Source organism: Microbacterium sp. P26, assembly GCF_023712585.1.
Taxonomy (GTDB): domain Bacteria; phylum Actinomycetota; class Actinomycetes; order Actinomycetales; family Microbacteriaceae; genus Microbacterium; species Microbacterium algihabitans_A.
Genome location: NZ_JAMAXZ010000003.1, coordinates 458,025 through 482,548, shown reverse-complemented (window position 1 = coordinate 482,548; position 24,524 = coordinate 458,025). Strand labels below are relative to the sequence as shown.

28 protein-coding genes are annotated in these 24,524 nt (G+C 70.3%); 18 read left to right on the top strand and 10 right to left on the bottom strand.

Going from position 1 to position 24,524, the window contains the following annotated elements:
- The first annotated feature begins 6 nt into the window (after positions 1-6).
- Positions 7-855 carry an undecaprenyl-diphosphate phosphatase gene (locus tag M3667_RS08810; protein WP_251507376.1) on the top strand — a complete coding sequence of 283 codons (849 nt, stop codon included), beginning with the start codon at positions 7-9 and terminating at the stop codon, positions 853-855.
- Positions 856-952: 97 nt separating this feature from the next.
- Here the strand turns inward: M3667_RS08810 and M3667_RS08805 are convergent, their stop codons facing one another.
- Positions 953-1,819 (bottom strand): PAC2 family protein, encoded by an 867-nt coding sequence (locus tag M3667_RS08805; protein WP_144833320.1) that lies wholly within the window; start codon positions 1,817-1,819, stop codon positions 953-955.
- Positions 1,820-1,959: 140 nt separating this feature from the next.
- On the opposite strand from M3667_RS08805, the gene M3667_RS08800 reads away from it, so the two are divergent.
- From M3667_RS08800 to lnt, 9 genes are all read left to right on the top strand, one after another.
- Positions 1,960-2,658, top strand: a complete 699-nt coding sequence (locus M3667_RS08800) for an HAD family phosphatase (RefSeq protein WP_251507374.1) — start codon at positions 1,960-1,962, stop codon at positions 2,656-2,658.
- Positions 2,655-3,674 carry a tRNA (adenine-N1)-methyltransferase gene (locus tag M3667_RS08795; RefSeq protein WP_251507371.1) on the top strand — a complete coding sequence of 340 codons (1,020 nt, stop codon included), beginning with the start codon at positions 2,655-2,657 and terminating at the stop codon, positions 3,672-3,674. The genes M3667_RS08800 and M3667_RS08795 overlap by 4 nt, the downstream gene beginning before the upstream one ends.
- A 9-nt stretch (positions 3,675-3,683) precedes the next feature.
- Entirely contained in the window at positions 3,684-4,631 is a 948-nt protein-coding gene (locus M3667_RS08790) for an FKBP-type peptidyl-prolyl cis-trans isomerase (RefSeq protein WP_251507369.1), read from the top strand.
- Positions 4,632-4,693: 62 nt separating this feature from the next.
- Positions 4,694-5,698 (top strand): WYL domain-containing protein, encoded by a 1,005-nt coding sequence (locus M3667_RS08785; protein ID WP_251507366.1) that lies wholly within the window; start codon positions 4,694-4,696, stop codon positions 5,696-5,698.
- Complete coding sequence (locus M3667_RS08780; RefSeq protein WP_251507364.1) at positions 5,695-6,660, top strand: WYL domain-containing protein; 966 nt, start codon at positions 5,695-5,697, stop codon at positions 6,658-6,660. The genes M3667_RS08785 and M3667_RS08780 overlap by 4 nt, the downstream gene beginning before the upstream one ends.
- Positions 6,661-6,754: 94 nt before the next feature.
- Positions 6,755-7,006, top strand: coding sequence for a Sec-independent protein translocase subunit TatA (tatA, locus tag M3667_RS08775; protein ID WP_144833330.1), 252 nt, complete (start codon positions 6,755-6,757; stop codon positions 7,004-7,006).
- A gap of 62 nt (positions 7,007-7,068) precedes the next feature.
- The gene (tatC, locus tag M3667_RS08770; protein ID WP_251507528.1) at positions 7,069-7,830 is read left to right on the top strand and encodes a twin-arginine translocase subunit TatC; all 762 of its coding nucleotides are present in this window, start codon (positions 7,069-7,071) and stop codon (positions 7,828-7,830) included.
- Entirely contained in the window at positions 7,827-10,310 is a 2,484-nt protein-coding gene (locus M3667_RS08765) for an RNA helicase (protein ID WP_251507362.1), read from the top strand. Before tatC ends, M3667_RS08765 begins: the two co-directional genes overlap by 4 nt.
- Entirely contained in the window at positions 10,307-11,872 is a 1,566-nt protein-coding gene (gene lnt / locus M3667_RS08760) for an apolipoprotein N-acyltransferase (RefSeq protein ID WP_251507360.1), read from the top strand. Before M3667_RS08765 ends, lnt begins: the two co-directional genes overlap by 4 nt.
- A gap of 181 nt (positions 11,873-12,053) precedes the next feature.
- Here lnt and M3667_RS08755 read toward each other — a convergent pair whose 3' ends face one another.
- From M3667_RS08755 to M3667_RS08740, 4 genes are all read right to left on the bottom strand, one after another.
- Positions 12,054-12,425, bottom strand: a complete 372-nt coding sequence (locus tag M3667_RS08755) for an RNA polymerase-binding protein RbpA (protein WP_144833335.1) — start codon at positions 12,423-12,425, stop codon at positions 12,054-12,056.
- Between the two features lie 93 nt (positions 12,426-12,518).
- Positions 12,519-13,316, bottom strand: a complete 798-nt coding sequence (locus M3667_RS08750) for a glycerophosphodiester phosphodiesterase family protein (RefSeq protein WP_251507358.1) — start codon at positions 13,314-13,316, stop codon at positions 12,519-12,521.
- On the bottom strand, positions 13,316-14,257 hold the full coding sequence (locus M3667_RS08745) for an SPFH domain-containing protein (protein WP_251507356.1): 942 nt from the start codon (positions 14,255-14,257) through the stop codon (positions 13,316-13,318). Before M3667_RS08745 ends, M3667_RS08750 begins: the two co-directional genes overlap by 1 nt.
- Positions 14,258-14,266: 9 nt before the next feature.
- Positions 14,267-14,758, bottom strand: a complete 492-nt coding sequence (locus tag M3667_RS08740; protein ID WP_251507353.1) for an NfeD family protein — start codon at positions 14,756-14,758, stop codon at positions 14,267-14,269.
- Between the two features lie 145 nt (positions 14,759-14,903).
- On the opposite strand from M3667_RS08740, the gene M3667_RS08735 reads away from it, so the two are divergent.
- Positions 14,904-15,668, top strand: a complete 765-nt coding sequence (locus tag M3667_RS08735; RefSeq protein ID WP_251507351.1) for an SDR family oxidoreductase — start codon at positions 14,904-14,906, stop codon at positions 15,666-15,668.
- Positions 15,669-15,670: 2 nt separating this feature from the next.
- On the top strand, positions 15,671-17,641 hold the full coding sequence (locus tag M3667_RS08730) for a S9 family peptidase (RefSeq protein ID WP_251507349.1): 1,971 nt from the start codon (positions 15,671-15,673) through the stop codon (positions 17,639-17,641).
- 197 nt (positions 17,642-17,838) lie between these two features.
- Here M3667_RS08730 and M3667_RS08725 read toward each other — a convergent pair whose 3' ends face one another.
- Together M3667_RS08725 and M3667_RS08720 are read right to left on the bottom strand one after the other, a co-directional pair.
- On the bottom strand, positions 17,839-18,390 hold the full coding sequence (locus M3667_RS08725) for an HdeD family acid-resistance protein (protein WP_251507347.1): 552 nt from the start codon (positions 18,388-18,390) through the stop codon (positions 17,839-17,841).
- 102 nt (positions 18,391-18,492) lie between these two features.
- A complete protein-coding gene (locus M3667_RS08720; RefSeq protein ID WP_251507345.1) occupies positions 18,493-19,422 on the bottom strand; it encodes an AEC family transporter in 930 nt (309 codons plus the stop codon).
- A 221-nt stretch (positions 19,423-19,643) separates the two neighbouring features.
- Between M3667_RS08720 and M3667_RS08715 the strand changes: the two genes are divergently transcribed.
- Positions 19,644-19,850, top strand: a complete 207-nt coding sequence (locus tag M3667_RS08715) for a hypothetical protein (protein WP_251507343.1) — start codon at positions 19,644-19,646, stop codon at positions 19,848-19,850.
- Between the two features lie 7 nt (positions 19,851-19,857).
- Here M3667_RS08715 and M3667_RS08710 read toward each other — a convergent pair whose 3' ends face one another.
- Entirely contained in the window at positions 19,858-20,388 is a 531-nt protein-coding gene (locus M3667_RS08710) for a DUF2127 domain-containing protein (protein ID WP_251507341.1), read from the bottom strand.
- 132 nt (positions 20,389-20,520) lie between these two features.
- Between M3667_RS08710 and M3667_RS08705 the strand changes: the two genes are divergently transcribed.
- A complete protein-coding gene (locus M3667_RS08705) occupies positions 20,521-21,303 on the top strand; it encodes a dienelactone hydrolase family protein (RefSeq protein ID WP_251507339.1) in 783 nt (260 codons plus the stop codon).
- A 63-nt stretch (positions 21,304-21,366) separates the two neighbouring features.
- On the opposite strand, the gene M3667_RS08700 is transcribed toward M3667_RS08705, so the two are convergent.
- A complete protein-coding gene (locus M3667_RS08700) occupies positions 21,367-22,014 on the bottom strand; it encodes an FMN-dependent NADH-azoreductase (RefSeq protein ID WP_251507337.1) in 648 nt (215 codons plus the stop codon).
- Between the two features lie 72 nt (positions 22,015-22,086).
- On the opposite strand from M3667_RS08700, the gene M3667_RS08695 reads away from it, so the two are divergent.
- Positions 22,087-22,416, top strand: a complete 330-nt coding sequence (locus tag M3667_RS08695) for a helix-turn-helix domain-containing protein (RefSeq protein ID WP_251507334.1) — start codon at positions 22,087-22,089, stop codon at positions 22,414-22,416.
- Between the two features lie 22 nt (positions 22,417-22,438).
- On the opposite strand, the gene M3667_RS08690 is transcribed toward M3667_RS08695, so the two are convergent.
- Entirely contained in the window at positions 22,439-23,053 is a 615-nt protein-coding gene (locus tag M3667_RS08690; RefSeq protein WP_251507332.1) for a sigma-70 family RNA polymerase sigma factor, read from the bottom strand.
- A 122-nt stretch (positions 23,054-23,175) separates the two neighbouring features.
- On the opposite strand from M3667_RS08690, the gene M3667_RS08685 reads away from it, so the two are divergent.
- From M3667_RS08685 to M3667_RS08675, 3 genes are all read left to right on the top strand, one after another.
- Positions 23,176-23,403, top strand: coding sequence for a hypothetical protein (locus M3667_RS08685; RefSeq protein ID WP_251507330.1), 228 nt, complete (start codon positions 23,176-23,178; stop codon positions 23,401-23,403).
- 94 nt (positions 23,404-23,497) lie between these two features.
- Positions 23,498-23,668, top strand: a complete 171-nt coding sequence (locus M3667_RS08680) for a hypothetical protein (protein WP_251507329.1) — start codon at positions 23,498-23,500, stop codon at positions 23,666-23,668.
- 64 nt (positions 23,669-23,732) lie between these two features.
- Positions 23,733-24,512, top strand: coding sequence for an SDR family oxidoreductase (locus M3667_RS08675; protein ID WP_251507527.1), 780 nt, complete (start codon positions 23,733-23,735; stop codon positions 24,510-24,512).
- Positions 24,513-24,524: the final 12 nt, after the last annotated feature.

The following is a 24,524-nucleotide window of genomic DNA, read 5'->3' as shown; positions in this document are numbered from 1 at the left end:
GACCGAATGCACATCTTCGAGGTGATCATCCTCGGGCTCGTCCAGGGCCTGACCGAGTTCCTCCCCATCTCCTCCAGTGCGCACCTGCGCATCGTGGGCGAGTTCCTCCCGTCGCAGACCGACCCGGGCGCGACCTTCACCGCCATCACCCAGATCGGCACCGAGCTCGCCGTGCTGATCTACTTCCGCAAGAAGATCGCCCGCGTGATCTCGCGCTGGTTCGGCTCGCTCACCGGCAAGGTGCCGCGCAACGACCCCGACGCCCGCATGGGCTGGCTCGTGATCATCGGCACGATCCCCATCGCCCTTCTAGGTGTGCTGCTGCAGAGCCTCATCCGCGACAACTTCCGGAGCCTGTGGATCACGGCCGTCGTGCTCATCGTCTTCGGCATCCTGCTCGGCCTCGCCGACCACTACGGAAAGCGTCGCCGCGACCTCGACGACCTCACCTACCCGCACGGCATCGCCTACGGTTTCGCCCAGGCCCTCGCGCTCGTGCCCGGCGTCTCGCGCTCGGGTGCCACCACGACGCTCGGCCGCGCGCTCGGATACAAGCGCACCGCCGCCGCGGAGTACTCGTTCCTGCTCGCCGTGCCCGCGGTGTTCGCCAGCGGTCTGTTCGAGCTCTACAAGAGCTTCGACGAGGGCACCGGCCCGTACACGCTCGGCGAGACGGCCATCGCGACGATCATCGCGTTCGTCGTGGGCTACGTCGTGATCGCGTTCCTCATGCAGTACCTCAAGCGCGGCAGCTTCCTGCCGTTCGTGATCTACCGCGTCGCCCTGGGCGTGCTGATCATGGTGCTGCTGGTGCTCGGCGTCATCCCCGCGGAGTCGACGATCATCGCGAGTTGATCCCGGATGCCACGACGGCGCCGTCCCGATCGGGGCGGCGCCGTCGTCGTGTGCGGTGGAGGGTCCGTGAGCCTGTCGAAGGGCCGGGACGAGGCGTTCAGCGACGCGGCGGGTCGTCGCGGCCGGGCTTGGTCGGGCCGTCGCCGCCCCGGCGCAGGTACCGCTCGAACTCCTGGGCGATCGCGTCTCCGGAGGCCTCGGGGGAGTCCCACGTGTCGCGGGTCTGCTCGAGCTGGTGGATGTACTCCGTCATCTCCTCGTCGTCCGCGGCGGCGGCGTCGATCGAGGCCTCCCAGGCCCGCGACTCGACCTCGAGGTCGCCGCGAGGCACGGTGATGCCGGTGACCGCCTCGAGCTTCTCGAGGAGGGCGAGGGTGGCCTTGGGCGAGGGGGTGTGACCGGCGACGTAGTGCGGCACGCTCGCCCAGAGGCTGGCGGTGGGAATGCCCACGGTCTCGGAGACCACGCCGATGGCGCTCAGGATGCCGACAGGCCCCTCGTACAGGCTCCGCTCGAGTCCGAGCTCCTGTCGGACCACCTCGTTGTCGCTGCCGGCGAAGACCGAGATGGGCCGGGTGTGCGGCACATCCGACATCATCGAGCCGAGCGCGACGAAGCCGGTGACGTCTTCACGCAGCGCGACGTCGATGAACTCGGCGGCGAAGGCCTGCCACGCGCGGGCGGGCTCCACTCCCACGAGCAACCAGATCTCGGCGTCGTCGGAGCGTTCGACGGGGCGCAGAAGTTTCGCCTCGGGCCAGGTCAGGGTGCGACGCCCCTCGGCGTCGAGTCCGACCTGCGGGCGCGTGTACTGGTAGTCGAAGTAGAGCTCGGGGTCGACCGTGTGCACGACCTCGTACTCGGCATCCGCCCGCAGCATCGCGGCGGCGGCCGACGCGGCTTCTCCGGCGTCGTTCCAGCCGTCGAAAGCGGCGACGATGATCCGGCGACCCAGTGCGTCCACGCAACCTCCTCTGCCCCGTCGGGGCTGACCTCCAGAATAGGCGCACGGGCGAGACTGCGGCCGGAGCGGCCCGACCGCCGGGCGCGGCCCGAGGTGCGAGCGGGTGCGGGCGCGACACCCGCGCTCGATACGATGGAACGATGACTTCTCCCGCCCTCGCCGCGGTCCTGTGGGACATGGACGGCACGCTCGTCGACACCGAGCCGTACTGGATGGCCGCGGAGACCCCGCTCGTGGAGCGCTTCGGCGGCACGTGGTCGCACGAACAGGCCCTCGGCATGGTCGGCCTCGCACTCGAAGATTCGGCCGGGCTCCTGCAGAACGCCGGCGTGCCGTGGAGCGTCGACGAGATCATCGCGTACCTGACCGACGAGGTGCTGCGCCAGCTCGCGACCGTCGGCGTGCCGTTCCGCCCGGGCGCGTACGAACTGCTCGCCGACCTGCGCGCGGCGGGTGTGAAGACCGGACTGGTGACCATGTCGATGCGCCGCATGGCGCTGACGGTCGCCGACCTGATCGACTTCCCGGCGTTCGACGTCGTGGTCGCCGGCGACGACGTCGAACGACCCAAGCCCTTCCCCGACCCCTACCTGCAGGCGGCCGCGGCGCTCGGCGTCGACATCACCGACACCGTCGCGATCGAGGACTCGCCCAACGGGCTGCGCTCGGCCATCGCCAGCGGTGCCGTGAGCCTCGGCGTGCCGCACATGGTGTCGCTCGAGGGCGTCGGCGCCGCGCAGCTGTGGCCCAGCCTCTCCGGACGCACCGCCTCCGACCTCCGCGCGCTGCACGCCGCGCACACCCCCATCCACCCCGACGAGACGCGGATCACCCGATGAGCGAGACCCCCCACCTGAGCGGCCCCTTCCGGGTCGGCGACCGGGTGCAGCTGACCGGCCCCAAGGGTCGCATGCACACCATCACCCTGCGCGAGGCGGGCGAGCTGCACACCCACAACGGCGTGCTCAAGCACGAGCTGCTCGTCGGCCAGCCCGACGGCAGCGTCGTCACCAACAGCTCGGGCCACGACTACCTCGCCGTGCGCCCGCTGCTGCGCGACTTCGTGATGTCGATGCCGCGTGGCGCGGCGATCGTCTACCCCAAGGACGCCGCGCAGATCCTCGCGCAGGCCGACATCTTCCCCGGGGCCACGGTGGTGGAGGCCGGCGTCGGCTCCGGCGCCCTCTCGCTGTGGCTGCTGCGCGCGATCGGACCGGCCGGCCGCCTGCTGTCGTTCGAGCGCCGCGAGGAGTTCGCCGAGGTCGCCCGCGCGAACGTCGAGACGTTCCACGGTGAGGCCCCCGCAACGTGGGAGGTCGTCGTGGGCGACCTGGTGCAGAGCCTTCCGGATGCCGTGGAGCCGGCATCCGTCGATCGTGTCGTGCTCGACATGCTCGCCCCGTGGGAGTGCATCGACGCCGTCGCCGACGCGCTCACCCCCGGCGGTGTCGTGCTGTGCTACATCGCCACCGCGACGCAGCTCAGCCGTGTGGCCGAGTACATCCGCGCGACGGGGCTGTTCACCGAACCGGATGCCAGCGAGACGATGGTGCGCGGATGGCACGTCGAGGGTCTCGCGGTGCGCCCCGACCACCGCATGGTCGCGCACACGGGCTTCCTCATCACGGCGCGGCGCCTCGCGCCCGGAGCGATCCCGCCCGAGGTCAAGCGCCGCGCGTCGAAGTCGAGCTACGGCGACGAAGACGTGGAGCTGTGGACCCCCGGCGCGGTGGGCGATCGCGAGATCACCGACAAGAACCTGCGCAAGCGCGTGCGCGAGGCGCAGAAGTCGGCCGAGGGCGTGCGGCAGTCCGTCGCGGGGGCTGCGTCGGAGGACACAGGTTCGACCGCCTAAACTGTTCCGGTGCGCAGACTCCCCGCTCTCGTTGCCGTGACCGCCCTGGCCGGAATGGGCCTCGTCGGGTGCTCGGCATCCGCCGCCTCGTCGTGCCCGACCCCCACCGACAGCTCCATCGCCTCGGTGGTCGACGCCAGTGGCGACTTCGGCTCCGCGCCCACCGTCTCGGTGCGCTCGCCCTTCGTGCCCTCGCAGGCCGGAACGCAGACCCTCATCGAGGGTGACGGGCAGCGCATCACGACCGAGAACCAGCTGGCGTTCGTCGACGTGACCGTGCTCGACGCGACCACCGGCGCTCAGGTCATCGCGACGCAGTACCCCTCCGACGTGGCCTCGGCGACGCCGATTGTGCGTCTCACCCAGGCGATCCCGTCGCTGTCCCCGATGCTCGAGTGCGTGGCAGAGGGCTCCCGCGTGGCCGTGGCCCTCCCCGGCGACCAGCTCGGCGCGCAGGGTGCGCAGGCGCTCGGCATCGACGAGGGCGACAGCGCGATCTTCGTCTTCGACGTGCGCAAGGTGTTCCTCCCGGCCGCCGACGGCGCCGACCAGTACAACGCCGATTCGGGCATGCCCTCGGTCGTGCGCGCACCCGACGGGACGCCCGGTGTGGTCATGCCCGCGGGCGACGCGCCCACCGAGGAGCGCTCGCAGACGATCGAGAAGGGCGACGGCGAGACCGTCACCGCCGACTCCTCGGTGATCATCCACCTGCAGGGTGTCGCGTGGGGCGCCAAGACGACGTTCGCGTCGACCTGGAAGAACGGCGCGCCCGGGCAGGCGAAGGTCTCGGGCCTGCCGCCGGCGCTCGCGAGCGCCCTCGAGGGTCAGACCGTCGGCTCCCAGGTACTCGTCGTCGTCCCCGCCGACCAGACCGACCAGGACCAGCAGATCCTCAAGGCGCCGGCCGGCAGCGCGCTGGTCTACGTGGTCGACATCCTCGGCACCGTCGGCTGAGTCGGTCGATCCGCCCGCCGCGGCACCGCGGCGGGTCGCGCAACCGCGCCTAGGATGGGCGAGTGTCCGCCACTGCGTCTCGTAGCGCTCCCGAGGAGCGCCTGGTGAACCTCGTGGTCGCGCTCATGGCGACCGAGCAGGGGCTCACCAAGGACACGATCCTGTCGTCGGTCACCGGGTATCGCGAGCAGCTCGAGGCCGGAGCCTCCAAGGACGCGCTCGAGAAGATGTTCGAGCGCGACAAGGAGAACCTCCGCGGACTCGGCGTGCCGATCGAGACGATCGGCAACCGTGCCGACCCCGACGACCTGCGCGAGGCGCGCTACCGCGTGCCCACGGCGGAGTACGCGCTCCCCGACGACATCGTGTTCAGCCCGGCCGAGGTCGCGCTGCTGAACATCGCCGGCGGGGTGTGGGGGAGCGAGTCACTCTCGGCCGACGCCCGCAGTGGCCTGCGCAAGATCCGCGCGCTCGGCATCGCCGTCGACGAGCCGATCATCGGCTACGCCCCGCGCATCCGCGTGCGCGACGCCTCGTTCCCGACGCTGCAGCGCGCGATCGAGCAGAACCGCGTCGTGACCTTCACCTACCTGCGCCCGGGCGAGGCGCAGCCGCGCGAGCGGCGCATCCGCCCCCTCGCCCTCGTCGAGTACGAGGCGCGCTGGCACGTGTACGGGTTCGACCTCAACATGGACGCCGATCGCACGTTCCTGCTCTCGCGCATCGTCGGCGACGTGACCGTGCGCCGCGAGAAGTTCGCCCCCGAGCTGCTCGAGGGCGCGGGCGAGCGCGCGGTGGCGGGGCTGCGCGCGGTCGCCGCCCGTCAGCGGGCCCTGCTGGAGGTACACCCCGGCACCGAGGCCTCGCTACGTCTCGCGCGTCGGGCCCAGGAGGCGCCGCAGGACGCCCCGCAGGGGATCGTCGTGCCCTACGTCGACCTGCACGTCTTCGCCGACGAGCTCGCCTCGTACGGACCCGAGGTGCGCGTGGTCGAGCCCGCCGACCTGCGGGCCGAGGTCATCCGCCGCCTCGAGGCGACCGTCGTGCTGCACGGGGGTGCCGCGTGATCCCCGAACGCCCCGTCGCCGCCCTCGACCGGGCCGCCCTGCTGCTGCAGCTCGTGCCCTACCTGCTCGGCAAGGGCGAGGTGCCCGTGGCCGAGGCCGCGGCCGACTTCGACGTGACCGTCGACGAGATGCGCGCGATGGTCGAGCGGCTCACCGTCATCGGCCTTCCTGGCGAACGCGGCTACTGGCAGTTGCCGCACGACCTGTTCGACATCGACTGGGACCTGCTCGATCGCGACGACGTCATCGCCATCACGAACACCGTGGGCCTGGAGCGGTCGCCGCGGCTGACGGCCCGCGAGGCCGCTGCTCTGCTCGCCGGGCTCCAGCTGGCGCGGAGCCTTCCGGGCTTCGGCGACAGCGAGCTCGTCACGGCGCTGCTCGCCAAGCTCGCGCGAGGGGCCGCCACCGCGCCGCCGCCGGTGATCGTGGCGCCCGGCCCGGTCGACGGCGTGCGCGACGTGGTCGACCGCGCCCTGCGCGCCCGCGTGGCCGTCACGTTCACCTACCGCGCGCCGGGGGCCGAGCCGACCACCCGCACGGTGGATCCGATCAAGGTGCACATCGCCAACGACCAGTGGTACCTGCAGGGCTGGGACCACCTGCGGCAGGCGGTGCGCACATTCCACCTCGATCGCGTGAGCGCGCCCAGCGTGACCGACACCCCGGCGATCCACGGAGCCGACCCGGTGCCCGAGCTGTTCGCCCCGAGCGACGACGAGGTGGTCGCGCGTTTCCGCTTCCCCCGCGCCGTCGCGCCGCTGCTCGCCGACTATCTCGAGCGCGCCGAGGTCGACGACGATGACGACGGCACCGCCGTGGCATCCCTCCGCCTCGCCGACGAGCAGAGCCTCAAACGCCTCGCCGCCCGCCGCGGGGGAGAGGTCGAACTGCTCGAACCGGCCGGAGCACGCCGTGCGGCGGCCGCCTGGGCGGCGGCGGGTCTCGCGCAGTACCGCTGATCGCGGCCGTTTTCCGACCGCGCGCCGTGGCTGAAGCCCGCCGCAACCACGCGGGTTAGACTGGAGCTCCGCACGAACGAGTCGAGGAGTCCTCATGTTGCAAGGTCTGACCGGATGGCACCTGCTCGCCGTTCTCGCTGTGATCCTCCTGCTTTTCGGTGCCGCCAAGCTGCCGGCGCTCGCGAAGAGCATGGGCCAGTCGGCCCGCGTGTTCAAGAGCGAGATGAAAGAGATGAAGCGCGACGACGAGGTCGCTGCCGCCCCCGAAGCCCCGCGCGCCACCGACGCCGGCACTGCGCCGTCCGTCGCCCCCGAGCCGCGCAGGTCGACCGACCCCACCGTCTAACCGTGGTGACGGCAGGTCCGCCGCGCATCGACGTGCCCGAAGGGCCGCGGCGCGACAAGCGCATGTCGATCGGGGCGCACCTGGTCGAGCTGCGCAAGCGGCTCATGATCGCGGCGCTGGCGCTCGTCGTCGGCATGGTGGTGGCTTTCGTCATCACCGACCCGATCATCCACCTCATCACCGAGCCGATCCGCGTCATCGCCGAGAGGCGTGGAGATGACTTCTCGGCGCTGAACTTCACCTCGGTGACCTCGGCGTTCGACCTGCGCATGCGCATCGCCTTCACGATCGGCATCTTCCTCTCGGCGCCGGTCTGGCTCTGGCAGATCTGGGCGTTCATCATGCCCGGGCTCACGCGCAAAGAGATCCGCTACACGGTCGGGTTCGTGGCATCCGCCGTCCCGCTCTTCTTCATGGGCTGCTGGGTGGGCCTGCTGATCGTCCCGCACGTGATCGAGCTCATGTGGGGCTTCACCCCCGAGGGCGGTGTCAACTTCTACAACGCCGTCGACTACTACGACTTCGTGTTCAAGCTGTTGATCGTGGTGGGCGTCGCGTTCGTGCTGCCGGTGTTCCTCGTCGCCCTCAACGTGGCCGGCGTCATGAGCGGCAAGGCGATCCTCAAGGGCTGGCGCGTGGCCATCCTCATCGCCACCCTGTTCTCGGCCCTCGCCACCCCCGCCGCCGACATCATCAGCATGTTCCTGCTCGCCGGCATCCTCACCGTGCTGTTCTTCGCGGCCGCCGGCGTCTCGATGCTGTTCGACCGGCGCAAGGCGCGCCGACTCGCCGCAGCGGAGATGCCGTCAGGGCCTCTCGCGTGAGTTCGCCGAGTCCGGCCGAGCGTTTCGCGCGCGCCTCCGCCCGTTCCGCGCACCCGCACACGGCGGACTTCGCCGAGATGCAGCGCTTCGAGCTCGACGATTTCCAGATCGCCGGATGTCACGCCCTCGAGGACGGCCGGAGCGTGCTGGTGGCCGCTCCCACCGGTGCCGGCAAGACGATCGTCGGCGAGTTCGCGATCCACCTCGCGATGCTCGAGCCCGGCGACAAGGCGTTCTACACCACGCCCATCAAGGCGCTGTCGAACCAGAAGTTCCACGAACTGCAGGAGATCTACGGCGACGACGAGGTCGGCCTGCTCACCGGCGACACCAACATCAACGCCTCGGCGCGCATCGTCGTGATGACCACCGAAGTGCTGCGCAACATGCTCTACGCCGACTCCCCGGCGCTGCGCGGACTGCGGTTCGTCGTGATGGACGAGGTGCACTACCTCGCCGACCGCTTCCGCGGGGCGGTGTGGGAGGAAGTGATCATCCACCTCCCGCCGTCGGTGAAGCTCGTGTCGCTGTCGGCGACCGTGTCGAACGCCGAGGAGTTCGGCGACTGGCTCGACACCGTGCGCGGCGACACCGAGGTGATCGTGTCGGAGACCCGGCCCGTGCCCCTCGAGCAGCACGTGCTCGTACGCGGCGACCTGCTGCCGCTGTTCGACGACCGGGCCGGAGTCGCCACCGCGCAGGTCAACCAGGAGCTGCTGCGCATCCGCGGCGGCAACGCCGGCGGGTACGAGAACAACCGGCGCGCGCAGGAGTACCGCTCGCAGCGTCACGCGGGCGGCCCGCGCCACGCGCACCAGCGCCGCGGCGGACACAAGCCGCTGCGCGCCCAGCAGGGCCCGCGCATCGAGCGCATCGACCGACCCGAGGTCGTCGAGCTGCTGCATCGCAACCACCTGCTGCCCGCGATCTTCTTCATCTTCAGCCGGGCCGGCTGCGACGCCGCCGTGCAGCAGCTGCGCCGGGCGAACGTGCGGCTCACCTCCGCCGAGGAGCGGGTCGAGATCCGCCAGATCGTCGACGAGCTGACCTTCACCCTCAAAGACGAAGACCTCGCCGTGCTGCACTTCTGGGAGTGGCGGGAGAACCTCGAGCGCGGGGTGGCCGCGCACCACGCCGGTCTCCTGCCGGCATTCAAAGAGGTCGTCGAAGAGCTGTTCCGCCGCAAGCTCGTCAAGGTCGTCTTCGCGACCGAGACGCTCGCGCTCGGCATCAACATGCCGGCGCGCACCGTCGTGCTCGAGAAGCTCGAGAAGTTCAACGGCGAGGCCCGCGTCGCGATCACGTCGGGGGAGTACACGCAGCTGACCGGCCGCGCCGGTCGGCGCGGCATCGACGTCGAGGGCCACGCCGTCGTGCAGTTCACCGAGGGGCTCGACCCGCAGTCGGTCGCCGCCCTCGCCTCGCGCCGCACCTACCCGCTCAACTCGAGCTTCCGGCCGACGTACAACATGGCCGTGAACCTCATCGACCAGTTCGGTCGGGCGCGGGCGCGCGAGATCCTCGAGTCGTCGTTCGCGCAGTTCCAGGCCGACCGCTCGGTGGTGGGCCTCGCCCGCCAGGTGAAGGAGGCCGAGGAATCGCTCGCCGGCTACGAGAAGGCCATGACGTGCGACCGCGGCGACTTCCGCGAGTACTCCACCATCCGGCGCGAGCTGAGCGATCTCGAGAAGATCAATCGACGGGATGCCACGGCGCCCCGCCGTCTGCGCGATGAGCGGCAGCAGCAGATCCAGTCGCTGCGCAAGCGCATGCAGCGGCACCCGTGCCAGTCGTGCCCCGACCGCGAGGCCCACGCCCGGTGGGCGGAGCGCTACTGGAAGCTCAAGCGCAGCACCGACAAGACCCGCCAGCAGATCGACCAGCGCACGGGCACCGTCGCGCGCGTGTTCGACCGCGTGGTCGAGGTGCTCGCGGCGCTGGAGTACGTGGCGATCGAAGACGACGGTGCCACGGTGCTCACGCGCGCCGGGCGCACGATGCGCCGCATCTACGGCGAGCGCGACCTGCTCGTGGCCGAGTCGCTGCGTCAGGGGCTGTGGGAGGGGCTGGACGCCCCCTCGCTCGCGGCCCTCGCCTGCTGCCTCGTGTACGAGCCGCGGCGCGACGAGGCGGGCCCGGGCGAGCGCGGTCTGCCGCGCGGTGCCTTCCGCGGGGCCCTGGACGCCACGCACACGCTCTGGCAGGAGCTCGACGACCTCGAACGCGACCACCGGCTGCCGGGCTCCGAGTCGCCCGCCTCCGGCCTCGCGCCGGCGATGCACGCGTGGGCGAAGGGCCTCCCGCTCGACAGCGTCCTGACCCTGGCCGACATGGCCGCCGGAGACTTCGTGCGCTGGGCGAAGCAGACGATCGACCTGCTCGATCAGATCTCGCTGGTGGCCGAGCCCAGGCTGGCCAAGACCGCCCGCACCGCGCTCGACGCCGTGCGCCGCGGCATCGTCGCCTACACGTCGGCATGAGCGCCGCATCGGAGACCACTGCCGCCGTGGTGGCCCCGACCCGGGCGCCGCTGGTGCGGCTCGCGTTCGCAGCGCCGCTCTCGGTCGTCGCCGGCCTTCTGCTCGTCACCGCCTTCCCCGCCTTGGCGTGGTGGCCGATGGCCTTCCCCGCGGTCGTGCTCGCCCTCGTCGTGCTGATCGGGCGCCGCTTCTGGTCGGCCGTGCTGATCGGCTTCCTCTTCGGGGCGGCGTTCTTCTCGGTCAACCTGCTGTTCACGGCGCGCTACCTCGGCCCGATCCCGTGGCTCGCGCTGTCGGTGCTCGAGTCGCTGCTGACGGCGGTGCTCGCGGCGCCGATCGCTCTCGCGTACCGGTGGATGCCGCGGGTGGTCCCGGGTCGTGTAGGCCGCCTTCTGCTGCTCCCGGCGCTCGTCGCGGGGCTGTGGACCCTTCGCGAGCAGATCGTGGGCTCGTGGCCCTACGGCGGGTTCCCCTGGGGGCGCATCGGCGTCTCGCAGGTCAACGGACCCTTCGCCGAGGTCGCGTCGTGGGTGGGCATGTCGGGGCTGTCGTTCCTCGTGGTGCTCGCGTGCGCGATGCTCATCGAGGTCGTGCGGGGCGGGCGCGTGCGCCGCGCGGTGCGCGCGATCCCGGTCGCGGCGCTCCTGGCCGTTCTGCTCGTGGTGCCGCAGTTCCCCACGACCGCCGCGGGGTCGCTGCGCGTCGGATCGGTGCAGGGCAACGGCCCGGCGGGGTACTTCGACCAGCGCGCGCGCAACGCCGTGCTGAATGCCCAGCTCGCGGCATCCGCCCCCCTCTTCGGTGAAGACATGGACGTCGTGCTGTGGCCGGAGGGCGGGGTCGACTCCGATCCGACCGCGAACGCGCAGACCTCCGCGGCGCTGTCCGAGCTGTCGCGGCGCCTCGACGCGCCGCTGCTGGTCTCGGCGGTGACCGAGCGCGGGTCGGAGCTGTTCAACTCCTCGCTGCTGTGGACCGCCGACGGGCAGACCGGTGAGACCTACGACAAGCGGCATCCGGTGCCCTTCGGCGAGTACGTGCCCGACCGGGCGTTCTGGGAGCCCTTCGCCCCCGACCTCATCGGCCTCATCGGGCGCGAGTACACGCCCGGCACGGCGCGCCCGCTGATCGACCTGAACGGCATCGGCGTGGGCCTCGCGATCTGCTTCGACGTCATCTACGACGACGTCGTGTGGGACGGCGCGAACGAGGGCGCCGAGGTCTACATGTTCCAGACGAACAACGCCGACTTCCGCGGCACCGACGAGAACCTGCAGCAGCTGGCCTTCGCGCAGATGCGCGCGATCGAGACCGGGCGCTCGGTGGTCAACCTCTCGACCGTCGGCACGAGTCAGGTGATCGCTCCCGACGGGGCGACCCTCGACGCCCTGCCCATCGACACCGCCGGGCACATGCTCACCGAGGTGCCGCTGCGCACCGGCCTCACCCCCGCGGTCGCCATCGGTCCCGCCGTGAAGATCGTGGTCGGGTGGGGGAGCATCGTCGCGTTGTTGATGGCGGGTCTGGCCGTCGCGGTGCGACGCCGTCGCCCGCGCGTCTGAGCCGCTGCTGGCTGCGGGTCTCGTGGTCGCGATGTGTCACCGTCGCCCTCGGGCCTGACCCGCGGCATCCGGGAACGACGTCGGACATCGTCGCTGCGGCGGACGCGATGCCGGCATCGCGCAACGACGAAGACGCCGGCCCCCGAAGGGACCGGCGTCTGGATCTTCGTCGCGCAGCGGGTTACGCGCTGAGCTTCTCGTTGCCTGCGCCACGACGGGCGCGCACGAAGGCGAGGCGCTCTTCGAGCAGCTCCTCGAGCTCGGGCAGCGTACGACGCTCCAGGAGCATGTCCCAGTGCGTACGGGCGGCCTTGTCGCCCGAGTGGTCGACGGTCGCGATGTTGTCGCCGACACGCAGGAGCGCCTCGGCGCCGCACGTGCGGCATTCCCACGCGTCGGGAACCTCGGCGTCAGCCGCGAAGGTCAGGACGGTCTCGCGTCCGCAGGTGCTGCAGACATAGGTGTGTTGTGCACGGTCGTGGAACACGACGCCGTCTTCGCTCTGGAGGCTTTGGGCGCCGAGTCGGATGCCGCGGAGACTGCGGTCTGCCATTTTGTGGTCCTCTCGTCGGTCCCCATGTATAACGTTCGCACCTGTGCGCTTTATTCGAAGAGCGGGCGTCATGGCAGCTTTCACAGAGGATGCTCAGACAGTCGCCGTTCCTCGTTCGTTCACCAGCGCCAGAGCCGCGTCAGCGCGGTCGGTCACGAGGCCGTCGACACCCGCGTCGAGCAGCCGCGCCATGTCGGACTCGTCGTTGACCGTCCACACGTGCACCTCGACGCCGGCCGTGTGCGCGTCGCGCAGCAGACCCGGTGTCACGAGCCGCAGCGGCCCCTGCTTCTCGGGGATCTGCAGGGCGTCGACATCGGCCAGCAGCGCCCGCACGCGGCGGGTCTGGTGCAACGCGCGCGCCGCGACCAGACGCGCGATCGTCGCCGAACCGGGGGAGGTGGCCGGGCGCCGGGCGGCTCCGGCCGTGGCGGCGGCGCGCAGTGCCTCGAGGCGTCGCTCGTCGGAGAAACTGGTGACGAGCACGCGCTCCGCGTGCGGGGCCACGAGTCGACCGACGCCCTCGGCCGCCGCCGCAGCCTTCACGTCGAGGTTGAACCTCACGTCGGGGAACGCCTCGAGCGCCTGCGCGCAGGTGATCAAGCCGCCGCGGTCGGCCATCAGCTCCTCGAGCTCGCGCACCCGCACGTCGGCAATCGCCCGCGGGTCGCCCGCGACGCGCTGCAGGTCGTCGTCGTGGAACAGCACGACCACGCCATCCGCGGTCAGGTGGCAGTCCGACTCGACGTACACCGCGCCGGCGGCGTGCGCCTCGGCCACCGCCGCGAAGGAGTTCTCGGCGATGCCGAGGGCCGCGGCATCCGGAGTCACGAGGCCCCGATGGGCCAGCACGCGCGGAGCGTCGGGGGAGAGGTAGGGATGCCGCGTCATCAGGGTGCGGAGGGGCGCGGCTCGACCGCGGGGGAGTCGCCGTCACCGGTGCGCGAGGCGAACGCCCCCGAGATGCCCTTGAGGGCCTCGGTGAACTCGCTCGGGATGATCCACAGCTTGCTCGAGGCGCTGTCGCTGATCTTCGGCAGGGTCTGCAGGTACTGATAGGCGAGCAGCTTGTCGTCGGGTCGGCCGTCGTGGATCGCGGTGAAGACCGAGTGGATGGCCTCGGCCTCACCCTGCGCGCGCAGGACCGCGGCCTGCTTGTCGCCCTCGGCCTCGAGGATCGCGGCTTGACGCCGGCCCTCGGCCTCGAGGATCTGGGACTGCTTCGAGCCCTCGGCGGTCAGGATCGCGGCACGGCGGTCGCGTTCGGCCCTCATCTGCTTCTCCATCGAGTCTTGGATCGAGAGGGGAGGATCGATCGCCTTGAGCTCGACGCGTCCTACCCGGATGCCCCATTTTCCCGTGGCTTCGTCGAGGACGACGCGCAACTGGCCGTTGATGTTGTCGCGGCTGGTGAGCGCCTGCTCGAGGTTGAGGCCACCCACGACGTTGCGCAGGGTCGTGGTCGTCAGCTGCTCGACGGCGCCGAGGTAGTTGGCGATCTCGTAGGTCGCCGCGCGCGCGTCGGTCACCTGGAAGTACACCACCGTGTCGATCGAGACGACGAGGTTGTCTTCGGTGATCACCGGCTGCGGCGGGAACGACACGACCTGCTCGCGCATGTCGAGCAGCGGCCGCACGCGGTCGACGAGGGGGACGACGAGGTTCAGGCCGGGCGAGAGCGTCTTGTGGTACTTGCCGAGGCGCTCGACCACGCCCGCGCGGGCCTGCGGGATGATGCGGATCGAGCGGAACAGCACCACGATGACGAAGACCGCCACCACGATCGCGAGCACCCAGCCGATCGTGACGGGGATGAGAGTGTCGATGTTCATCGCGGCCTCCTAGTCGCTGGCGGTGTCGTCGTGGGCGCGCTGTTCCTTGGGGCGCACGACGGCGGTGGCGCCGTCGATGCGGACGACCTCGACGCGCGTGGCGGGGTCGATGCGGGTGTCGGTCTCGGCCCTTGCGGTCCACACGTCGCCGTTGGCGAGCTTGACCTGCCCCGCGACCGACGGTGACATGCGCGAGAGCACGAGACCCTCGAGGCCGAGCAGGGCCTCGACGTTGGACGGGCGGGTGTCGGCGCCGCGGTGCAGGCGTCGCAGCAACGGCGGGCGTAGGAACGTCAGCAGCGCTCCGGCGGCGAGGGCGGCCAGAACCACCTGCAGCCACAGCGGTGCGCCCACCAGGTCGGCGGCCAGACCCACCACGCTGCCCACGGACAGCATGAGGAACGTCAGCTCACCGGTGAGCATCTCGACGACCAGGAAGACCAGGATCAACACGAGCCACCCGATCCAGGCCCACGTGTCGAAAGTGGAGAGAACGTCCATGTCGCACCTCCTGAGCCCGAACGTAGCACCGGGGTACGACACCGGGGCCGCTTCTCAACCACCCCACAGACTGCGTCACCCGAGACGGTGGCAAGGCGGTCGGTAGGCTGGGGAGTCGATCTTTCGAATCGTCAGGAGTACTTCCGTGTCTCAGACCCTCCCGTCCGGCTCGCTGAGCGGCAAGACCGCCCTCGTCACCGGTTCGTCGCGCGGCATCGGCGCCGACACCGTCCGCTACTTCGCCGAGGCCGGCGCGAACGTCGTCATCAACTTCCGCAACAAGGCGCCCCGCGCCGAGAAGCTCGCCACGCAGCTGCGCGAGCTCGGCGTCGAGGCCCTGGTGGTCGGCGCCGACCTGACCGATCCCGAATCGGTGAAGGCGATGTTCGACGAGGTCGAGCGCACCTTCGGCGGCCTCGACATCCTCGTGCTCAACGCCTCGGGCGGCATGGAGTCGGGCATGGCGGAGGACTACGCGCTGCTGCTCAACCGCGACGCGCAGGTCAACGTGCTCGAGACGGCCCTGCCGATTCTGAAGGACGACGCGCGCGTGGTCTTCGTCACCAGCCACCAGGCGCACTTCATTCGCACCACCCCGACCATGCCCGAGTACGAGCCGGTCGCCCTGTCGAAGCGCGCCGGCGAAGACGCCCTGCGCGAGAAGATCCCCGCCCTCGAAGAGCGCGGCATCGGGTTCACCGTGGTCTCGGGCGACATGATCGAGGGCACCATCACGGCCACCCTGCTCGAGCGGGCCAACCCCGGCGCCATCTCGGCGCGCCGCGAAGACGCCGGCAAGCTCTACAACGTGTCGGAGTTCGCCGCCGAGGTCGCCCAGGCCGCCGTCGAGCCGGTGCCCGCCGACAACACCCGCCTCGTCGGAGACACGGGTTCGTTCGGAGGCGAGTGAGCATGCGGCCGACCGACATCGAGACACTGGTCGGGGTCGGTCGGCCCACGATCGCCGCCTTCGGGGCGTTCGCGGTCTTCGCGACCTCGCGCCCCGACCTCGCCGCCGACCGCACGGTCGGGCAGCTCTGGCGGGTCGACTTGCCCGCCGGCTCGCCCCGCCGTCTCACGCGCGGTGTCGCCGACGCGGCTCCGCGCCTGTCGCCCGACGATGCGACGATCGCGTTCCTGCGTGCCGACGACAAGGGCCGCGCGCAGGTCTTCGTGGTCGCCGCGACCGGGGGCGAGCCCGTGCAGGTCACCGATCAGCCCGGGGGAGTGACCGCTCTGGCGTTCTCGCCCGACGGCAGCCGGCTCGCCTTCACCGCGCGGGTGCCCGAACCCGGCCGCTACGGCACGGTCGAGGGGCGGGATGCCGCGGCCGAGCCGCCGCGCCGCATCACCGGCATCCGCTGGCACGCCAACGGGCTCGGTTACCTCGATCGTCCCGCGCAACTGTTCGTCGTCGACGTGCCCTCGACCGACGCCGAGCCGTTCTACCCGCCGGCGCCGGCCCTCGAGACGCCCGAGAAGCGCGTCGTGGCCGAGCCCGCCGCGCAGCTCACCCACGGCGAGACGAGCTGGGGAGGCGTGGCGTGGAGCGCCGACGGCGCGGAGCTGCTGAGCGTTCCCGACGTGATCGAGACCGCGCGGCGCGACCTGCGCGACCGGGTGGTCGCCGTGGCCGTCGACAGCGGAGAGCAGCGCGAGGTGCTCGGCACGGCCGAGAGCTTGTCGGTGTCGGAGGTTTCGGTCGCGCCCGACGGGGCGGTGTTCGTGCTTGCGCACGACGTGGGCGAGAGCGGGGCCGACTTCGTGGCACCGGGCGTCGCCCTGTTCGCGCTCGAGTCGGACGGACCCCGCGCGCTGACGGATGCCGAGTCGATCGACCTCGGCGAGGTGGGCAGCCACCTCTCGTTCGATGGCGACGACGTGCTCGTGCAGGATCGCACGCGCGGCCGCGTCCGCCTGCTGCGCGTCACGCGCACCGGCGCGGTGACCGAGGTGCTGGGCGGAGACCTCGAGGTGAACGGCCACGCCGTCGCGCACGGCCGGGTCGTGGCATCCGTCGCCTCCCCCGAATCGGCGGGCGAACTGGTGCTCGTCGAGGGACGCGAGGTGCGGGCACTGACGAGCTTCGGCGCGAGCGCTGCTGAACGCGGTGTCGTCGTGCCCGTGGAGCACGAGATCACCGGCCGCGACGGCTCTCCCGTGCACGGCTGGGTCGCCGTTCCCGAGGGCGAGGGGCCGTTCCCCGTGATCCTGCAGATTCACGGCGGGCCCTACGCCTCGTACGGCGTGCACCTGTTCGACGAGACGCAGGTGCTCGTCGACGCCGGATACGCCGTCGTCTACAGCAACCCCCGCGGCAGTGCCGGCTACGGCCGCGCGCACGGTCGTGCGATCCGCCGCCGCATGGGAACGCTCGATTTCTTCGACGTCATGGACTTCTTCGACGGCGTGGTCGCAGCCGACCCGCGCCTCGACGCGGACCGTGTCGGGGTCATGGGCGGCTCGTACGGCGGATACCTCACCGCCTGGATCATCGCGCACGAGCACCGCTTCGCGGCCTCGATCGTCGAGCGCGGCTTCCTCGACCCGGCGGCCTTTCCGGGCTCGAGCGACATCGGGTCGTTCTTCGGCGACGAGTACGTCGGCACAGACCCGCAGCTCGTCGCGGCGCAGAGCCCCATGGCCGTGGTCGACCGGGTGCGCACGCCCACGCTGGTGCTGCATTCCGAGCTCGACTACCGGTGCCCGCTCGATCAGGCGACGCGCTACTACGCGGCGCTGAAGCGCAACGGCGTCGACGCCGAGATGCTCGTCTTCCCCGGCGAAGACCACGAGCTCACGCGCTCCGGTCGCCCGCAGCACCGCGTGCAGCGCTTCGATGCGGTGCTCGACTGGTGGCGGCGGTACCTACCGGTCGCGTGAGTCGAGAAGGGCCCGGATGCCATGGCATCCGGGCCCTCGTCTTTCCGGTCTGCGAGGACGCGCCGAGAGGTGGTGCCCAACTCCGGTGGAATGGCAGTGGCTCCCCGGCCTGACCGTGGAATCGCGCGGCGGCGACAGGTCGTCGGCGCGGATCTCCGGAGTTGCGCGCACGGCCCCCGACCCGACGGAGCGAACCCTTACGCCGCTTTGCCGAACTGGATCGCCCGGACGATCTGGAAGACGCCGAGCACGATCAGCGAGAAGCCGATCAGGATGAACAGCGTGACCGCGCCGAGCAGCGGCGAGAACAGCAGCACGATTCCGGCGACGATGCTGATGATCGCGAAGAAGATCGTCCAGGCTCGCGCCTTCGACTGGTGGCTCGCGGTGGTGAGCGAGACGACGCCCTCGATGATCCACAGGATGCCGACGAGCGTGCCGATGAAGACCCCGAGCCATGCGGTGGTCGCGGGGAGGTTCGCGAACGAGAAGATGCCGGCGACGATGAACAGGATGCCGAGCACGATATAGCCGATGCGCGCCCAGCCCGAGCGCCAGAACAGGCCGATGCCGATGTTCACGAGGCCGGCGATGATGACGTAGACGGCGATGATGCCGACGGCCACCTGGGCGGTGCGACCCGGCCAGATGAGGATGATCAGGCCGATCACGAGCGAGAGGGCTCCGCTGACGGCGAGCGCGGTGCGCACGGCTCCGACGGCGGGGTTGGTCGTTGACGAGGGCGACATGGCGAGCCTTTCTGTGCGAACGCTGGGAACAGTGCTCACCCTAGACCCGACGGTGAAACTTTTGACCGCGGTCGACGCACGCCGTCACGCCCGGCATGGCGGTCAGGTGGGGGAGTGCTCGAGCAGCAACGCGACCGCGAACAGCACCGGCAGGCAGCCGATGGTCGAGATGAACACGACGTCGCGCGAGAGGATCTCGCCCACGCCGTAGCGCTGGGCGAAGTTGAACACGTTCTGCGCGGTCGGCAGCGCCGCGAGCACCACGACGATGAACACCTGGTCGGCCGGAAGACCGAACAGGACGGCGACCAGCCACGCCAGCGCGGGCATCGCCACGAGCTTGAGAGCCGACGCGATGACGACGTCGACGCGACGCCCGGGTTCGGTGAGCACCCGCTGGCCGTACAGCGACATGCCGTACGACATCAGCAGCACCGGCACGCACGCCCCCGCGATCAGCTGGAGCGGGTCGAAGACGATCGGCGGCAGGTCGACGCCCAGCAGGGCCACGAGCACGCCGAGGGCCGATCCGATGAGCATCGGGTTCTTCGCCGTCTGCAGCAGGATGCGTCCGATGTTGCGCGAGCCCGAGGTCGCGGCGTCCAGGATCGACAGGGCGATCGGCATGAGGATCAGCAACTGGAACAGGATCACCGGCGCGGAGTAGGCCGCGTTGCCGAGCATGTAGAGCGAGATCGGGATGCCGATGTTGTTGCTGTTGACCTGCCCGGCCGACAGGGCGCCGATCACGGTCTCGCCCACGGGTCGGCGCAGGATCAGCGCGGACACCAGGACCGAAACCAGGATGACGCCCGCCGCGGTGATCATCGACACCGGCAGGAGCGCGGAGAACAGCGTCGCCACGTCGGCCTTCGCGAGCACCGTGAACAGCAGGAACGGCGACAGCACGAAGAATGTCAGGCGGCTCAGCACATGGCGCGCGTGGGGCCCGAGCAGGTCGATGCGGGCGATGATGTAGCCCACCACCACGGCGAGGCCGACGACCGCGAAGCCGGTGAAGATCCCGCTCACGCGCTTGGCCGTCTCGGGGGAGCGCTGAGGGGAGTCATCGGTTCGAGCGTAGCGGGGGAGCAGGGGTGGGAATGACGCGGGCGGATGCCGCGGGGCGACCCGGGGATCGCGGCGCAAGGGCGCGCTGTGAAACGGTGCGATCTGCGATGGTGGGCGAACGGTGTCGCCATGAATGGGCTGAACCGAAGACGGGAGTGATGGTGCGCCGGAGATGGCACGAGATGAATCGGGCTCGCCGCGTCAGCCTGGTCGTCTACGGCATCGTCGCGGTCGTGCTGCTATCTGGCGGATTGTGGGCGCTCCTGACCGACCAGCGCGGGGCCGTGCTGTGGAGTCTCGGCCTGTCGTCCTGGGTGCTCGCGTACCTCTTCGTCGACAGCCGACTCAAGCGTGCCTCGCAGCGGAACGCGAGCGAGAGCGAGCGCTGACGCCGGGCTACGACGCCGAGTGCTGCGGCTGCGGCCGGCGCAGGATCCAGTCGAGCGTCGAATGCCAGGTCTCGCGCAGGGGTCGGCCACGCCGCCACTCGCGCCAGGTGAGCAGAAGGATGATCAGGTCGAACACCGTGAGCAGCACGAGCCCGATGCTGGGTGACACGAACAGCTCGTACACCTGATAGACGAGGAAGGCGCCGATCGCGGCGATCGCCCACGGATACACGCGCCGGGTCCCGAGCGCCAGGGCGACGACGATGGCCAGCTTCACGACGCCGTGCAACAGCAGGTACACGGCGAGGAAGACGACCGTGCCCGATCCGAGCTGCTTGATGCTGTGCAGCAGCGCGTTGGCGAGGAAGTCGTTCGGCTCGCGTGCCAGCTCGTGCGCGGTCAGCCGCTGGGCGACGTGCAGCAATTGGCCGGGGGTCGTCACGAGCAGCACGATCGCGCCGACCAGCTCGACCAGGCCGTCGATGCCTTTCAGGGCGACGCCGATGAGGAAGACGAGGCCCATCACCCGTTCGCGCACGTGGCGCTCCTCTCCGGCCGCAGGTGACGGCGGGCGCCGTCAGGGCCGAGTGTAGGCCTGGGAGGGAGGAGCGGAGAGGGCGAGCGCGCAAGACCCGGCCGGTCCATACCTCGCCGGTCTAGCGTCTGCGGAATGACGACCTACGCCCCGAACCTCACCGAGATCCTCGACCGCGAACCTCTCCCGGCATCCGGAATCGAATCCGGCGACGTGGACTACGAAGCCGACGGCGTCGCCTACCGCGGATACCTGGCGCACCCGGCGGGGGAGGGGCGGCACCCGGCTGTCATGGTCGTGCACGACTGGCTCGGTGTGACCGACTACGTGCGCATGCGCTGCGACATGCTCGCCCGCCTCGGCTACACGGCCTTCGCGGCGGACGTCTACGGCGCCGACATGCGACCCGCGCCCGAGGATGCGGCCGGTGTGGCCGGCGGTTTCTATCAGGATCGCCCGCTGTGGAGGAAGCGTCTGACCGAGGCTTTCGCGTACATGCGCGAGCAGCCGTCGGTCGACCCGGACCGCACCGCTGCGATCGGCTACTGCTTCGGCGGGTCGTCGGTGCTCGAGCTCGCGCGCACAGGCGCCGACATCGACGCGGTCGTCAGCTTCCACGGCGGCTTGCTCACCGGGCCCGAGGGCGAGGCGGAGCAGATCACCGCGAAGCTGCTCGTGCTGCACGGCGCCGCCGATCCCGTCGCGCCCGACGACGCGATGCTCGCCTTCGAGAACGACCTGCGCACGGCGCCGTCGGTCGACTGGCAGCTGGTGTCGTACGCGAATGCGATGCACGCTTTCACGCTTCCGGATGCCGATGCCCCCGAGCAGGGCGCGAAGTTTCAGGCGACCGCCGAGCGGCGCAGCTGGGCCGCGATGAAGGCGTTCCTCGCGGAGGTGTTCGAACTCCGCGCGTGACGGGATTCGCCCGCCACGGTTCGCCTGAGCGGTCTGTGGCGGGCGAGTCGGGTTGTGCCGGCCTCAGGCGGCGCGCGACGCGGCGAGGGTGCGTCCGGCGGTCACGGCGGCCTGCTCGGCATCCGTCTTCAGTCCTGCCGCCACGTCAGCGAAGGCGTCGAGCGCGGGATTCACGCCGACGAGCGTGAACGGGCGATGCACGACGGTGAGGTCGAGTCCCCACACGTCTGCGAAGACACGGCGCAGCCAGCCCGTCGAGTGGTCCCAGCCCTCTTTGGGGCTTCCGGGCTCGTAATTGCCACCGAGCACCGTGACGAGGGTGGCGGGCTTGCCGCGCAGCGCCGTGCCCTGCGGGTCGATGCGCGGGTCGGTGTAGGCGAGGTCGAACCAGGTCTTCACGTGCTGCGAGACGCCGTAGTTGTACAGCGGAACGGTGAAGAGCAGGGCGTCGGCGTCGATCAGTTCGTCGGCGAGGCGCGTGCGCAGCGCGATGGCCTCGCGCTGGCCGGCGGTGTGCTGATCGGCGGGGGTGAAGCCCGAGGTCACCGCGTCGCGCCAGGCGGTGGCGGGCATCGGCTCGGCGGCGACATCGCGGCGGACGACCGTCGACGACGGGTGCGCGGCGAGCCATTCGGTCTCGACGAGGTCGCCGAGCTCGCGGCTGGCAGAAGTGGCGGGCAGGATGCTGGCATCGAGACGGAACAGGGTCATGCGCTTCTCCGATCAGAGTGACTATGAAAAACAAAGTGGCTTCGGGAAAGCTAGCACACGTAGGATGGGGTCATGGCCGAAGAACATGACGCGCGACAGTGCGACGCCGCTGTCTCGCGCGCGTTCTCGGTGCTCGGCAAGCGGTGGAACGGCATGATCCTCGACGTGCTCGGCCAGGGGGAGTTGTCGTTCTCGGGTCTGCGGCGAGCGGTCGGCGGCATCAGTGACGCCGTGCTGTCGGATCGCCTCACCGAACTCGCCGACACCGGACTGGTCGACCGCCGCGTCGACGCCGGGCCGCCCGTCGCCGTGACGTACGCGCTGACAGATGCCGGATGCCGACTGGTTCCGATCCTGGGTCAGCTCGGCGAGTGGGCCGAGGGGAACCTGACGCGGCGCTGACGGAGAACGCCGACCGAGGGCGTCATGCCACCGCGCCCATGCCCAGGCCGGCGTGTCCCTGAAGGTTGCGACGCAGCTCTCTCAAAGCGGTTCGCGTGCGGGATTTCACCGTCCCCAGGGGCTGGCCCAGCCGGGCCGCGATCTGCGACTGCGTGAGGCCGGCGGTGTAGGCGAGCTCCACACAGAGCCGCTGGTCGGGGGAGAGCAGGGCCAGAGCGGCGTGAAGGTGCGCGCGTTCGAGGTAGTGGTCGACGGCATCCGAGGCCACGTCGGCGTCCCAGACGAGGGATCTCGATCCTACCTGCCGGTCCCGGTCGTGAGACGCCTGCGACGCCCTCACGCAGTCGACGGCTCGGCGATACGCGATCGTGCTGATCCACGCCTGCAGACTGCCCTTCGAGGCGATGAACTTCGACGCGTTCTGCCAGACATAGACGTAAACCTCTTGAAGCACCTCTTCGGCCAGAGCGCGATTCACGACCACCCTGAGCACCACTCCGAATACCCGGGCGGAGGTGAGGTCGTACAGCTGGGCGAACGCTGCGCGATCGCCTTCTGCGACGGCGGCCGCGAGAGCGCTCAGGGTGTCGACGGCGTGATCGTCGACGTCATCGGTGAGCGGAGCGCGAGCGGCCATGAGGTGATGTTGACAGATGCTCTCAGCGGCGGAAGAGCACTTGCTTGCGCCGTTGGAATATGCATCTGAATGAAATCTGCCGCCTGCCGTTCAGCTCGGACGGCGGAGGATCCCGTGAACGGATGTCGACCACCGAGGTCGCTACTGACGTGGCCAACTGCGCGTTGATCTCCCTCGCAGGGGGCTTCGGTGCGGCAAAGGTTCTCGCCCGCCGACCTCACGCCGCCCGCATTGTGGAGATTGCGTCCGCGGTCGTCATGATCGGCCTCGGCTATGTTCCGTCAGCAAGCTTCTTCACTGTCGCGATGTCTTGCGCGTGGGTCGATCCGGACGAGCTCATTCGCCGATAATGCACATTATGTCAGTTTCTCAACGGGGGTCATGCCTGCGATCTCCCCCGCGGCGCGTACTGCGGTCTCCCGAGACCCGACGTACGCTGGGCGCATGCCCGACGACGACGATGCGACCCAGGAGGAACGCGCGCTGCGCGCCCTGGCGAACATCCACGCGGGCGCCGACATCACCGACGAGGCCATGCGCTTGTCGAACGACTACACCGACCGGCGGACGCGCCGGGTCAAGGCGTGGTTCGCCCGGATCGCCCGTCGCGGCTGAGCGGCGAGTTGCCGCCCCCGGGTAACCTCGGTCGCGACGAAAGGCGGCACCCATGAGCACCAGCATCGCAATCGATTTGTCAGGCAAGACGGCGGTCGTCACCGGATCCACGCAGGGCATCGGCCTCGCCATTGCGCGTCGTCTGCACGAGGCGGGGGCCGACGTGGTCGTCAACGGACGCACCTCGAAGCGTGTCGACGAGGTCGTGGCGACGATGGGCACGGGCGTCCGCGGGATCGCGGCCGACGTGACCACCGCCGAGGGGGCGGCCGCTCTCGCCAAGGAGGTCGGAGCCGTCGACATCCTCGTGAACAACCTCGGCATCTTCGGATCGACCCCGGCGCTGGAGATCACCGATGAGCAGTGGGGGCGCTTCCTCGACACCAACGTCGTGTCGGCCGCGCGTCTCATCCGCCTGATGCTCCCGTGCATGATGGAGCGCGGCTGGGGTCGCGTGCTCAACATCGCCAGCGACTCCGCCGTCGTCATCCCCGAGGAGATGATCCACTACGGCGCCTCCAAGAGCGCTCTGCTCGCGGTGTCGCGCGGATTCGCGAAGGCCGCAGCCGGTACGGGCGTCACCGTCAACTCGGTCATCGCCGGACCGACCCACACGGAGGGCGTCGAGGACTTCGTCTACGAACTCGTCGACGAGAACCTGCCGTGGGACGAGGCGCAGCGCGAGTTCATGAAGACCGCGCGGCCGCAGTCCCTGGTCCAGCGGCTCATCGAGCCCGAGGAGATCGCGAACATGGTCGTCTACCTCGCCTCTCCCCTGGCCTCGGCGACCACCGGCGGTGCCCTGCGGGTCGACGGCGGCTACGTTGACAGCATCCTGCCCTGACGGGGAACTGAG